The 13,104-nt window shown below is 59.1% G+C and carries 12 protein-coding genes and 1 pseudogene; 7 read left to right on the top strand and 6 right to left on the bottom strand.

What is annotated here, in order from left to right; translation table 11 throughout:
• A complete protein-coding gene (locus Q1A59_RS05405; RefSeq protein WP_298408648.1) occupies positions 1 to 1,062 on the bottom strand; it encodes a sensor histidine kinase in 1,062 nt (353 codons plus the stop codon).
• Between the two features lie 550 nt (positions 1,063 to 1,612).
• Here Q1A59_RS05405 and Q1A59_RS05400 point away from each other — a divergent pair.
• On the top strand, positions 1,613 to 2,518 hold the full coding sequence (locus Q1A59_RS05400; RefSeq protein WP_298408646.1) for a LysR family transcriptional regulator: 906 nt from the start codon (positions 1,613 to 1,615) through the stop codon (positions 2,516 to 2,518).
• Here Q1A59_RS05400 and Q1A59_RS05395 read toward each other — a convergent pair.
• From Q1A59_RS05395 to Q1A59_RS05375, 5 genes are all read right to left on the bottom strand, one after another.
• The gene (locus Q1A59_RS05395; protein ID WP_298408638.1) at positions 2,496 to 4,739 is read right to left on the bottom strand and encodes an ATP-dependent helicase; all 2,244 of its coding nucleotides are present in this window, start codon (positions 4,737 to 4,739) and stop codon (positions 2,496 to 2,498) included. The genes Q1A59_RS05400 and Q1A59_RS05395 overlap by 23 nt on opposite strands.
• A gap of 95 nt (positions 4,740 to 4,834) precedes the next feature.
• Positions 4,835 to 5,743 carry an MBL fold metallo-hydrolase gene (locus Q1A59_RS05390; protein ID WP_298408636.1) on the bottom strand — a complete coding sequence of 303 codons (909 nt, stop codon included), beginning with the start codon at positions 5,741 to 5,743 and terminating at the stop codon, positions 4,835 to 4,837.
• A gap of 103 nt (positions 5,744 to 5,846) precedes the next feature.
• The gene (locus Q1A59_RS05385; RefSeq protein ID WP_298408633.1) at positions 5,847 to 7,124 is read right to left on the bottom strand and encodes a stage 0 sporulation family protein; all 1,278 of its coding nucleotides are present in this window, start codon (positions 7,122 to 7,124) and stop codon (positions 5,847 to 5,849) included.
• Positions 7,125 to 7,156: 32 nt separating this feature from the next.
• Positions 7,157 to 8,713 (bottom strand): adenylate/guanylate cyclase domain-containing protein, encoded by a 1,557-nt coding sequence (locus tag Q1A59_RS05380; protein ID WP_298408630.1) that lies wholly within the window; start codon positions 8,711 to 8,713, stop codon positions 7,157 to 7,159.
• 25 nt (positions 8,714 to 8,738) lie between these two features.
• A complete protein-coding gene (locus Q1A59_RS05375) occupies positions 8,739 to 9,458 on the bottom strand; it encodes a metal-dependent transcriptional regulator (RefSeq protein ID WP_298408622.1) in 720 nt (239 codons plus the stop codon).
• 513 nt (positions 9,459 to 9,971) lie between these two features.
• On the opposite strand from Q1A59_RS05375, the gene rnhA reads away from it, so the two are divergent.
• The 6 genes and pseudogenes from rnhA to Q1A59_RS05345 all read left to right on the top strand — a co-directional run.
• Positions 9,972 to 10,688, top strand: coding sequence for a ribonuclease HI (rnhA, locus tag Q1A59_RS05370; RefSeq protein ID WP_298408619.1), 717 nt, complete (start codon positions 9,972 to 9,974; stop codon positions 10,686 to 10,688).
• A gap of 285 nt (positions 10,689 to 10,973) precedes the next feature.
• A complete protein-coding gene (locus tag Q1A59_RS05365; RefSeq protein ID WP_299644241.1) occupies positions 10,974 to 11,543 on the top strand; it encodes a nitroreductase family deazaflavin-dependent oxidoreductase in 570 nt (189 codons plus the stop codon).
• Between the two features lie 11 nt (positions 11,544 to 11,554).
• Positions 11,555 to 11,725, top strand: coding sequence for a hypothetical protein (locus tag Q1A59_RS05360; RefSeq protein ID WP_299644239.1), 171 nt, complete (start codon positions 11,555 to 11,557; stop codon positions 11,723 to 11,725).
• Between the two features lie 9 nt (positions 11,726 to 11,734).
• Positions 11,735 to 12,238: a CPBP family intramembrane glutamic endopeptidase gene (locus Q1A59_RS05355; protein ID WP_298408610.1), complete on the top strand. Its 504-nt coding sequence runs from the start codon at positions 11,735 to 11,737 to the stop codon at positions 12,236 to 12,238.
• A 213-nt stretch (positions 12,239 to 12,451) separates the two neighbouring features.
• Positions 12,452 to 12,694, top strand: a complete 243-nt coding sequence (locus tag Q1A59_RS05350; RefSeq protein ID WP_298490158.1) for a hypothetical protein — start codon at positions 12,452 to 12,454, stop codon at positions 12,692 to 12,694.
• Between the two features lie 225 nt (positions 12,695 to 12,919).
• Positions 12,920 to 13,104, top strand: a pseudogene (locus Q1A59_RS05345) (CPBP family intramembrane glutamate endopeptidase); the annotation flags it as partial.

Genomic DNA, 13,104 nt, shown 5'->3' with positions numbered 1-13,104 from the left:
TTACGGCAACGGGATGGTCGCCGCAACACGGGTACCACGCCCAATCGAACTTTCGATCCCGAATTCACCCTGCAACAAGACCTCAATCTGTTGGCGCATGTTGGCCAATCCCATATTTTTGCGCGTACCAGCACTCGCAATCGCCTCTTGCACAGCAAAGCCGCTGCCGTTGTCTTCAATCAGAATTTGGAGGGTGTTGTCGCTATTGTCGAGCATCACGCGCGCTTGGGTGGCGCCAGAATGGCGTACAACATTGTTGATCGCTTCTTGGATGAAACGGAAGATCGTTACTTCATAGTGGCTGGGTAAGCGTTGATCGAGGTTTTGCACCATTAAGCTGACATCGATTTTGTGTTTTTCAGAAACTTGCGTAACATACCGGCGCAAGGTCGGAATCAAGCCCAGATCGTCGAGCGTCATCGGACGCAAATCGAAGATGAACTTGCGCGTTTCTTGCAACGTATTGTTGACCGCATTCTTCAGTGCCACCAATTCCGCCCGCGCCTGATCGAGATCACGGTCGAGCAACCGCTGACAAATTTCTGCCCGCAACACGAGATTACTCATCGACTGCGCTGGGCCATCGTGCATTTGGAGTGAAATGCGCAACCGCTCACTCTCTTGCGATTGGATAATGTTGGCGATCATCGTCTGCGGGTCAAACGGCAGATCAGCCACTTTGGCGCTGCGCTCCAACTGTGCGGCTGCTTGTTCGAGCAATTCGACAAATTCGCTCAACAGGCTTTGACGGTTGCGCAACGTCTCGCGCCGGGTCTGCAACTGATCGACCTGTGCGCGCATCGTTTGTAAACGCATTTGCACTTCGATCAGCGAGGTATAGAAGGTCTTGATATCAGTCTTTTCGTAGCGCTCAAGATTGACATCGAGATCGCGCACGCGATTAGCGATCGAGGTTTCGCGCAGCGAGAGTTTGTCAACTTCGGTCATCCCCTGCCGCAGCAACGACTCAACCTCATTAATCTCGCGGCGGGTACGATCGATCTCTTCGCGGTACGTTTGGATAGCTGCGGTGATCTGCTGTTGCACTTCTTCGCCTGCCACGGCTGATTCTCCTGCGATGCCGGCGCCGCCGGCGCGAATCTGCTGTTCAGATTATAGACGTTTCCGCGCTGTGATGCAATGAGTGGTAATTAAGATAGAGTCGCACGGTCGTGGATTGGGCAATGGTGGGGGCAACCCACCTCCGGCCCCCACGAGGGGGGAGGGGGCTGATCATTGTGCGGGCGCTGCGCACCCGCAACCCGCTTCGGCGCGGTAGAGCGAATGGACGGCCCCCAGCTCGCTTACGAGCGGGGAGGAGGCGAGTGTGCTCGCTATAGGTGAGCCGCACGGTTGTGTGACGGAACGGCCCTCACGAGGGGGGAGGGGGCTGATCATTGCGCGGGCGCTGCGCACTCGCAACCCGCTTCGGCGCGGTAGAGCGAATGGACGGCCCCCAGCTCGCTTACGAGCGGGGAGGAGGCAACGAACTCGTAGACGGGTTTGCACCTCACCCCTACCTTTGCCACTGCTTACCGTCACTCACCATTATTGATACTGGCGTCTGGTATCATACTATGCAGAGTTCAGCGCCGAACAGAAGGGCACAAGCATGGAACTTCGCCATTTACGGTATTTTGAGGCAGTTGCTCGCCACTCACACGTCACCCGCGCCGCAGCCGAGTTACACATCGCGCAGCCGGCGCTCAGTAAGCAGATCAGCCAGCTCGAACGCGAGCTGGGGATTACGCTGTTTGATCGGGTGGGGCGCAGCCTGCGCCTAACTGAAGCCGGCGAGGCGCTGTTGCCATACGCTCGCGCGATCTTGGCTCAAGTTGAGGACGCGCGCGCGGCTATGGCCGAACGGGTAGGGCTAAAGGCTGGCCGAGTGTCGATCGGCGCACCGCCGACCGTCGGTGCGCATCTGCTCCCGCCACTGTTAGCCGCGTTCCACCAACGCTATCCCGGCATTACCCTCCGCTTGCACGAGGCCGGCATTCAGTCGCTGCTCGATCTGCTTGAGGCGGGTTTGACCGATCTGGCCGTTGTCACTTTGCCGGTCAGCGATGAGCTGTTAACGGTGACCCCATTGTTGAATGAGCCGTTGGTGTTGATCGTTAGCACCTCCCACCCGCTGGCCGGACGGGGCGACGTGACGATGGCCGAACTCCACAATGAACGCTGGATCTTGTCGCCGGCCAGTTATGAGTTGCGCGAGGCGACGCTCAAGGCATGCCGTGAAGCGGGCTTCAACCCGCAGACGGTGATGGAAGGGGGGGAAACCGAGACGTTAGTGCGGTTCGTAGCTGCCGGTTTAGGGATTGCGCTGGTACCGGCGCTGGCAGTGGCCAGCTTCCACAATGTGGTGAGTCTCACCATTCGCGATCAGAATTTGACCCGCTCGCTTGGCTTAGTTTGGCGCAGTGATCGCATCGCCTCGCCGGCTGCCCGCGCTTTGCGCGACTTTCTGGTCAGTGCATTGCAGCAGCGCCCGGTTAATGAGCTGATCCGTCCGTGATGGGTTCGAGACGGGCAAAGCTGGCTAAGAGCCGCCGCTCGCGATCGGGAAAACGCACCGTGACCTCTTCGTCGCCTTCGATCAGCCGGCTGCTGACCACAATCCCTTCGCCAAAGGTCGCATGGCGTACCCGCTGGCCGGGGAAGAAGATAGCGTTGAGCGGGGCCGGCAACGGTGTGCTGCGCTCGCGCTCACGGCGGGCAGGCGGCTGATTGAACGAGCGCTCATTGAACAGTGCCGGCTGCGGCGCTGAAATCGTCCGGTAGCCACGTCGCCGCAACAGTTTGAGGAGGGTCGGCGGAATATCGGCCAGAAACCGCGAGCGCGCGCTCACTGTCACCCGGCCAAACAGAGCACGCTGCGCCGCATGGCAGAGGTACAACCGGCGTTGGGCGCGCGTCATGCCCACGTACAGCAACCGCCGCTCTTCTTCGAGCGAGTCGCGATCGGTCTGCGAGCGGCTGTGCGGCAATAAACCCTCTTCGATGCCGAGCACAAAGACGTAGGGGAACTCCAACCCTTTCGCCTGATGCAAGGTGATGCACGTCACCACATCACTGTTGCGATCGAGCGAATCGACGTCGGCAATCAAGGCCACATCTTCCAGAAACGCGGCTAACTGGTTCTCGATCGGCAGATTAGCGTAGGCTAACGCAGCATTACGCAACTCTTGCACGTTGCGCCAGCGATCATCGGCTTCGTCGGCGTCGTATTCGCGTTTCAACGCCGCCTGCACCTCCATCCGGGTCAGCAGGTAGTCGATCAGATCACCCAGCGCCATGACCTCGCGCAGCCGATTGAGTTCGGCAATGAGGGTATAGAATTCTAACAAAGCGCTGCGGGCGCGCGCGGCAAAGGGATGGTCGGCAGGATCACCGGCTAATTCGCTGAGCGCTTGATAAAGCGGCACCCCCAATTGCCGCGCCCAGACGATCAACTCGCTGACGGTGCGTTCGCCGATGCCGCGGCCCGGCCAGTTGATCACCCGCTGTAAGCTGACGCTATCGTAGGGGTTGGCAGCCAAGCGCAAGTAGGCAAGTACGTCCTTGACCTCTTTGCGCTCGTAGAAGCGTACCCCGCCTACCACGTGGTACGGCAGATGAGCTTGCACCAATGCCTCTTCCACTAAGCGTGATTGGGCATTGGTGCGGTACATAATCGCGCAATCGCCGGGGCGAGCCACGCCTTCAGCAATCAGGCGCAAGATTTCACCCACCACAAACGAGACCTCATCTTCATCATTGACCGCCTCGTAGAGAATGACTTGCTCGCCTTTGCCGTTGGTCGTCCACAACCGTTTCGCATATTTGCGCTGCGGACTAGCATTAATCAACGCTTGCGCCGCATCGAGGATTGCCTGCGTACTGCGATAATTTTGTTCGAGCATGATCACCGTGGCGTCGGGATAATCGCGCTCGAACTGCAAGATATTGCGAATATCGGCTCCGCGCCACGCATAGATACTTTGCGCCTCATCGCCGACCACGAACAGATTGCGCTCGCGTTCGGCTAACGCGCGCACCAGCAGGTATTGGGCGTGGTTGGTGTCTTGATACTCATCAACCATCAAAAAGCGGTAACGCTGCTGATAATGGGCGAGCACAGCCGGATGCTCGCGGAACAGCCGCACCGTCTCGCCGAGCAGATCGTCAAAGTCGAGCGCATTGCTCTCGCGCAAGAGAGTTTGGTAGCGGGCGTAGCAACGGGCAACAACCTCATCGAAATAGCTGCGGGTATGACGAGCAAACTCTTCTGGGTCAACCAGTTCGTTTTTCGCCTGCGAAATCGCGCTGAGGATAGCGCGCGGCGGATTCTGCTTTTCGTTGAGGTTGAGGTCGCGCAACACTCGCTTCATTAAGCGTTCTTGGTCATCGCTATCATAGATGACGAAATCGCGCTCGCGGCCAAGATGGACAATATCGCGCCGCAGCCAGCGGGCGCAGATCGCATGGAAGGTACCCACGGTCAGATCTGCGGTGACAGCCTCGCCCAACAACTCCACCAGCCGCTCGCGCATCTCGCGTGCGGCCTTGTTGGTGAAGGTGACAGCCAGAATGTGCAGCGGATCAACGCCTGCTTCGGTGATCAGATAAGCAATGCGGTGGGTCAACACACGCGTCTTGCCGCTGCCCGGCCCGGCCAACACCAACACTGGCCCCGTGACGGTGGTCACGGCGCGTTGTTGCTGCGGATTGAGGTTGGTAAACAGGTCGGTGGCCATTTTTGATTCCGGTGCGTAGCTAGCTTGCAGTATACCATATCAAAGCGGCGCACGCAGTGCGCCGCCTGTCGGCTGCAGAAGCCGTCCGCACGGTTCTAGGAGGTGGGGGGTGCTTGGCGGCGTTTGAGTTCATAGCGGATCATGCCGGCCACACTCATGCGCGACCAACTGCGTGCCACTACCCCCGCCGGGCCATCGTCAGGATAGGGTACCCAGCGCGCTGCCAAGGCATCAACATCAGGATCGCCATCATCAAGCGCCCGGTTGACCAGATCAACCAGTTCGGCCAATCGTTCGGCGGCGTAGGTGAGCTGATAATCAACATCGTCGTGCGGGCCGTAGTGCGTCACGTAGATCCGCGGCAGGTTCAGCGCGCGCAACTTAGCGATAGTATGCTGATGCGCTTCAAGGTTATAGGTAGGCACCGGCGTAACCGGGAACACGAGACCCCAGCGTTCCATCACCAAGCCAGCCGCGTCGCCAATAAACAAACCACCGCTCTTCAGATCGCGGTACGAGAGATGGTCGGGCGAGTGGCCGGGAGTGGCGATAGCTTCGAGCACCACATCGCGGCCCAAATCGAGGCGCAAAGCTTCGGCGGGGTGAATACGATCGGCAGGAATTGGCAGCAACTCGCCGTGCAGCGGCCATGCCTCTTCACCGACGGCCCGGCGCACGCTCGCCATCAGTTTGGTTGGATTAACCAGATGCTCAGCCACACTGCTGTTAATGTAGACCGTAGCATTGGGCAGCGCAGCAGCGAGATGACCAGAGCCGCCGCAGTGATCCATATGAATATGAGTGCAGAGGATATGGCGCACTGCTTCGCGCGGGATCCCCAGCTCATCAAGGCCGGCCAACGTCTTCGGCGCAGTCAGCGCCGTCCCAGTCTCGACCAGCGCAATCTCTTCGCCCCACACCACATAAGTCACACCCACGCCGGGCAAGCCGAGCAGCTCGTGATCGATCGCCCAAATGTGTTCATCAACCTGAAAAATCTCCATCCCTTCCCTCGTTATCTGCAATTGGACACACAACAAACCGCCTGCCCAGTGCAAGGCGGTGAGGAACCAGCCGCGACACGAGCAGCATCGTGGGAAATGCGGGCTATTTACCGGTATTGCGCCGTCGCCGTCGCCGTTTGCCTGTATCGCCTCCCGGAGTGCCTGCCGGCTCTTGCGGTGAGGGTTTAGTAGCGGGTGGATGTTTCCCCGACGACTTAGCAGCGGCGGCGGATGGATGTTTCCCCGGCGACTTAGCAGCGGTGGCGGGCGGATGTTTCCCCGGCGACTTGGCCGGGGCAGCCGGCGCATCATCGGCGGCATTCCCTCCTCGGCGGCGCGCCCGCGACTTTGGCACCAGTTGCTGCTCTGCGTCACGACTTGATTCTATTATGGGCGGTAACACCGGCGCAGGCGGCGAGAACGATGGCTCATCATCTTCCAACAAACTAAGATCATCGTTCCACTCGAAAGCATCAACCTCATCGCGCAGCATCCGGCGTTCACCACGCTCGGTCTTAGCCGGACGCGCCGGCGTAATTCCCTCAGCCGCGCGCGCGCGCGCCAGCGCCGCCACCTGTTCGGTAGCCAGCGTAATCTGCGGTATATCGTAGGTCTCGATCATCCCGCTGCTGGCCAATTGCACCAACACTTGCTGCTTAAGCACGTGCTGGCCGACCACCTCACCCGGCCCATCGGGCGTCATCACCCACGTGCCGCGTTTAGGCAACTGGCTGCGCATTTCCAAATACTGCTCGTGTTCGTATGAGAGGCAACAGAGCAACCGCCCGCAAACCCCGCTAATCTTGCTCGGATTCAGCGGCAGGTCTTGGTCTTTGGCCATCTTGATCGAGACCCGAGCGTAATCGGGCAGGAAGGAGGCGCAGCAGAGGATCCGGCCACATGGGCCAATACCGCCAAGCATCTTCGCCTCATCGCGCGGCCCAATTTGGCGCAGCTCGATGCGCGTCTTGAACGTGCGGGCCAAATCGCGCACCAATTGGCGAAAATCGACCCGCTGATCGGCGGTAAAGTAAAAGGTCAGGCGGGAGCCATCGAAGGAGTATTCGGCCTTCACCAACTTCATCGGCAAGCCGTGCTCTTGCACCTTCTCGGCGCAACGGGCCAGCGCCTCGGCGTGATACTGTTGCAACTCGGCCATGCGGGCCAAATCGGCATCTTCGGCGCGCCGCACCACTGGCTTCAATTCGCCGACAATAGCGTCATCGCCCACTTCGCGCCGTTCAAACGCCACCCTTGCCAACTCAAGGCCGCGCACCGTCTCAACAATCACCGGATCACCGGTATGGAGTTCGAGATCGCGCGGGTCGAAATAATAGATTTTGCCGCTATCTTTGAACCGAATACCGACAACAATTGGCATACAACGTCTTTCTAAGCCAATCCACCCAGTCCTTACGGCCCCACATAGACTATCGTCGCCTGCCCGCCGGGCTTGGCGCGCGGGCCAAGCACTTTATACGCGCGTACCCGCTGCTGCTTGCCCTTTAGTTGCAACTCACCCATCTCTTGCAGCTCGAACTGATCGCTCACCAAACGGGCCGTATCTTCGCCAATAAACACCGTGCCCGGCTCAGCAGCCGATTCGAGGCGGGAAGCGGTATTCACGGTATCGCCAATCGCAGTGTATTCAAGCCGGTGGCGCGTGCCGAAAAAACCAGTATAGGCCGGGCCGGTATTCACCCCGATGCGAATGGTAAACGCCTTATCGGGATCAAGGCGGCTGACTAACCGCTGTTGGGCTTGCTGCATCTCAACCGCGGCTGACACTGCGCGCAGGGCATGTTGCTCGTCGAGCGGCTCGTCAGGCAGGCGCGGTGCGCCGAAAATGGCCATAATGCCATCGCCGATGTACTTATCGACCGTGCCATTGTAACGGAAGATGACCTCGGTCATTTCGTGCAAATACTCGTTGAGCAAATCTTGCACTTCACGCGGCGACAGCCGTTCGGAAAGCGCAGTAAAGCCCTTCACATCGGCAAAGAGCACCGTCACCAGTTGTTCCTGCGCTTCCCAGAGTTTTCCGTGCTGGGCGACGTAGCGCGAGAGCGCGTGGGCCACATTGGGCGAGAGGAAGCGTTCGAGATTTTGCCGCACCTGCCCCTGCACCCGCAACTCTTCGGTAAGGCGGGCGCGTTCGATCGCCACTGCGGCCAAATTGGCAATCGCCACGACCATATCGCGGTCACGGGTAGTAAATTGTTCGCGACCGGGCGAGTCGAGCAAGATAACGCCGATCGTGCCGCCTTGGGTCAGCAGTGGCGCGCAGATGGCCGAGCGAATGTTCGCGGCGATAATGCTCTTAGAACCGGCAAACTCCATGCGGGCATCGTGGGTGAGCACCGCTTCACCGCGATCGATCGCTTTGCGCACAATGCTACCGGCAATCGCCACATCGCCGGTGCCGGGAGGCAAAATCACGCGCGGCACCAGCTCGTCGCCCTTGCGCAGAAGCAAGAAGCCGCGCTGCGCCGGCACCAGCCGGATAATCTCCTCCATCACCAAATCGAGCAGCTCGCGGTAATCGAGTGCCTGATTAACCCGCATGCTCAGTTGGTAAAAAGCTTGCAGATCGGTGGGTTGCAACTGCAGTTCGTGCGCAGCAACCGCTTGCGACTCTGAGGCGACCGGAAAATAGCGGTTATCATCAAGCACCACGCTCTGGGCGGCCCGGTCTTCATAGAGTAGCTCGAAGGGGCCGACCCCGATCACATCACCGTCGTTGAGCTGCTCTTCCTTCACCCGCAGGCGATTGACCGTCACCCCATTCCGGCTATTGAGGTCAATCACCCATGCCCGCCGTCCGCGCAACTCAACGCGCGCATGCTTGCGCGAAACGATTGCGTGGTTCAACACAATCTCATTGTCGAGCTGGCGACCAATCGTAAGGCCGCGCTCGGTAATCGGGAACGTGCGCTGCTCACCGTGAATGGTGACTGTGATCCGCGCCATAAATGTGCTCCAGACCTACCGGCGCCTACTCTTCACCAGCGAGATCGCCCCAAATTAACTCAGCAATATGCGTGGGCACGGTAATCGACAACCCCGGACGTTGGAGGGTGACGCCGATTGCGGGAATATTATCAGTGATGGTAAAGGCAGCGCCCGGCACTAGGCCATTAGCTTCGAGAAAGGCGACAATCGGCGTCTCTTCTTCGGCTTCTTCCGCAATGCGGCGAATGGTGAACGAGCGCCCCGGCTGAGCCGTATCGAGCCGGGTATTGCCGGCGTAGACCTCGTGTTGGCCGGGAATCGGATTACCGTGCGGGCACGTTGTCGCCTGCCCAACTAGTGCTATGATCCGCTCTTCCATCACTGGCGAGAGGGCGTGCTCGAGCCGGACGGCCTCTTCGTGAATCAGATGCCATGGCAATCCCATAACATCAACGAGAAATCGCTCGAGGATTCGATGACGACGCACCATCGCCTCGGCCAATTGCAACCCGCTAGGAGTGAGCGTAATTTCACCATGGGCATTGCGCTCGATAAAGCCTTTTTCGAGCAAGCGCGATACAATATGGGTCACGGTCGGAGGCTGTACTTTCATCCAACGGGCCAGCCGGGCCGCAATCACCGGCTCGTTGCGCGCCGCGAGGTAGTAAATCACTTCAAGATATTCACGTTCTTTCGCGGTTGGCTCGCCGGCTGAGCTGGTTTGCCGGCGGCGTAACGATGCGACTGACTGAGAATTGTTCATACCTGCTTCCTCAACGCCCGTAAAGCAGCCGAGCGGCGCTTGGAGTCGTGCCGCGATTAACCGGAAACGGACTGGCTGCCGGCATTCATGCTATCCTTCATTATAGCAGACGCGCTTAGCTCACGGCACCCGAAAAGAGGGACGATCGCCAGTGCGATACCACACTACTGGTAACTAAAAATAGTATTCCCCGCCATTATGGCGGGGAATACGTTTCGGAGAAGGGGGTCACCGGTTCGGTAAAGCCTAACGGGCCTCACCAGCGGTGACACCCATACGCTTACTACTCATGGGCATCACCTCCTTCATGCCTAATCGGCTGTATGATGTGCGAGTACCGACATTGGTACTATACCTAAGGTTGCTTACAAAGTCAAGGGTTGCGGGCAAGATCTTTTTACGGCGGAGTGTGCTCGGCACAGGGGCAGATCACGCGCTGTTCTGCCGGTCGTCAAGCTCGTGAAGAGCTGGTATAGTAAGCGGCAGTCAGCAATTGTCACAGTGAGACGCGCTATGAGCCAGAAGCAGCAATACTACCTCGTCGTGCGTGGTCGCCAACCGGGCCTATACCGGCGATGGCACGGCGCAGACGGCGCCCAAGCGCAGGTGGACGGGTTTCCCAATGCGTTGTACAAGCGTTTTGCCACGTTGGCTGCCGCGCGTGAGTGGGTTGCTACGCTTCCGCCGGCAGAACGGGCCCAAGCGCAAGCGTTGCTCCCCGCGGAAGCGGAGACGTTACCGGTTTCGCCAACCGACACGCCGGCGGGGACAGTTGTGATGTATGCTGATGGCAGCGCGATTGGCAATCCGGGGCCGGGCGGGTACGGGGTGGTGTTGCGCTACAACAGCCACTACAAAGAGCTTTCCGGTGGGTTTCGCCTCACTACCAACAACCGGATGGAGCTGATGGCATGCATCGCCGGACTGCATGCGCTCAAACGGCCCATGGCGGTTACTATCCACAGCGATTCAGCGTATGTGGTAAATGCGATGCAGAAGGGATGGGCGCGGCGCTGGCAGGCGAACAATTGGATGCGGAGTGCGAACGAATCGGTCAAGAACGCCGACCTATGGGCCGAGCTGCTGGCCTTGTGTGAGCGTCATCAGGTGACGTTTGTGCATGTGCCGGGCCATAGTGGCGTGCTGGATAACGAGCGCTGCCACGAGTTGGCGCTCGCAGCCGCGCAACAACCTGACCTGCCGCCCGATGAGGGGTTTGTTGCAGCGTAGGGATTCGGCGGTATCTTCCACTCGCCTGATGGCCCCATCACTCGGACGTGAGGATAGCCAGAACGCATGAGCGTAGATGCGGTTGATGGCCTTAGGACGCGGTGGGTTACTCGCACCCCCAGCCCCTCTCCTACTGGCGCGGGAGAGGGGTGGGCAAAATTGGGCGTTGAGGTATCGTAAAGTGATCGACGGTGATGCTCAACCAAATGTGCTGTCCGCCCCCGAATCTCAAAGGGGATTAACTCCCGGCTTGCAATGCAGGGATGAAGCGACAGGTGTCTACACTTGAAAGATGATCATCTTGGGCCTTACCCTTCGCATCCCGTTGTGCGCGCGATCTTCCGGTTGCCGATCCTGCTCTACCGGTTGGGTTTAGGGGCGCTGGTCGGCAGACTGTTTATGATCGTCACCACTACTGGGCGTAAGAGTGGCTTGCCTCGCCGGACGGCTATCGAGTTCCATACGTACTATGGCCGTAAATATGTCGTGAACGGGTACGGTATGCGGTCAGACTGGTACCGCAATATCCTCGCCGATGCGCGCGTGACGATCCAGACCGCTGATGGCGTTGAACATTGCCGGGCGCGGCGAGTAACCGATGACGCTGAATTGGCTGAGGCGTATGGATTTGTGGAAGCCAACCCAACGTTTCGCCGGTTTGTCCAAGTGTTGGGAGTTGACCTCAGCCGCGAGCAATTCATCGCCCACAAGGATCGCTGGTATTTGGTGACGTTCGACCCGACCACTGAGCCAACCCCGCCACCGCTGGCCGCCGATTTGTGGTGTGCGTTGCCGTTAGCGGCAAGCATTAGCGTGGTGTTCGCTCTCGTGCTAGGCCGGCGCGGGCAGCGTTGAACGGAGCGATGATGAACAATTTGCCACAAGCGCATGCCGGTAAATCAACCGTCCAGCCAGTTGCGCTGGTGCTGCCGCTGCTGGTCATCCTCAGTATAAGTGGAATATTTCTGATCGCAGCGCGCTGGTTGGGCCGCGAGGCCGGCTATCTCGGCGGGTTCGCGATCTATTGGCTCGTCTGATGCTTACTCGTGCCACGGCAGCTTTTGGGCAGCGCAGCATGGATAACGATGTGGCGCGAGCGAGTGGCACTCTTTAGCCGGCTAAACTGGCCGGTTGCCCTGCTTTGGGTGATCGTTATCGTGATCGCGATCGTGATGTATGCGGAAACGTTCGTTGCGGCGCCGTTATCGCTTATCGCGCTGGCTATCCCGTTGGCGATGATCAACGGTTGCGGCGAAGAGCTACTGTGGCGCGGAATGTATGTTCATCTCTTTCCACGCAACATCTGGTTGGCAATGGTGTATCTCTCGTTCGGCTTTGCACTCTGGCACCTAGCGCCGCAGATCATTTTTCCCGCCGAGAGTGTGATAGAGTTTGTCGTAGCAACCTTATGGCTTGGGTTGGCGTATGGCGTGATTGCCTACCGCACAGGCGCGGTGACGTGGCCAGCCCTCGCTCACAGTTTGAGCGGCATTGTCGCCCTCAGCGGTTTCCTTGCGCCGAGTCTGCTGGTGCTCATTGCAAACATCTAAACCGGGCAGCGTCGCGATCCCAACTATGTCGATGATCGACCGCCTTCTCTTCCGCTGTGGCGTTGATGCGTCGCTATCGGAGAGGAGTTGCTTCATAACCCCTTCGCCCGTCGTTGTGGGCAATGCGTTGGGTGTCGCATTGTTGGCTGCATTGACTGTGCCAGTCTTGCTCGAATTTGTCCATAGCATGGCAGCCGTGCTCGTGGGAGCGCAGTGGCGCGGACAGCATTGCGGTTTGCTGCCGATACCACCAATCGAGCCGAACGGTGGCGGGTGGCGCTACCGCTGCTGATCGTTCCGTATCTGGTTGTCAATCTGCTCTTTACGGTATTCTCATTCTGGCATCTGCTTGGCGGTGATGGAGTCTCTGTCGTCACTAGGATTGGTTCGATTAGGTTGGTTTCTTTTGGGCCTTCTTTACTGGCAGCGTATGGCCTCGGCATCCACGCACTATGACCCAATCCACGCCCTTGCCGGCGGTAGGGCAGGCCGAATGGTGGTTGATCACCGGGTTTGGTTTTGTCCTAGCGGCGGTGGCTTTGCTGTTCTCCATTAGCTTTGGGTGAAACAATGTCGCAGTCAACGATCCGCTATTTCCTTCTTGCTTATAGCCTGAGCTGGTGCGCGTTTACGCCACTGGCCTTGCAAGGGTAAGGGATCATCAGCGGCGTACCGGCGTGGTTGCACCTGCTCGGCGCGTATGGCCCGCTGGCGGCGGCGTTCAGCGTCACGCTGCTAACGGCTGGCCCCGCCGGAGTGGGCGAGTTGGCGGGCTGGATGGCGTGCTGGCGGATCGGTTGGGGTTGGCTGCTGGTGGCTGCATTCAGGCCGGTGGTCGTCTTTGGGGGTGTGGTGATGACGCTGCG

Source organism: uncultured Chloroflexus sp. (assembly GCF_937951745.1).
Taxonomy (GTDB): domain Bacteria; phylum Chloroflexota; class Chloroflexia; order Chloroflexales; family Chloroflexaceae; genus Chloroflexus.
The sequence above is the reverse complement of the archived record's forward strand: the minus strand, read 5'-3'. Positions and strand labels throughout refer to the sequence as shown.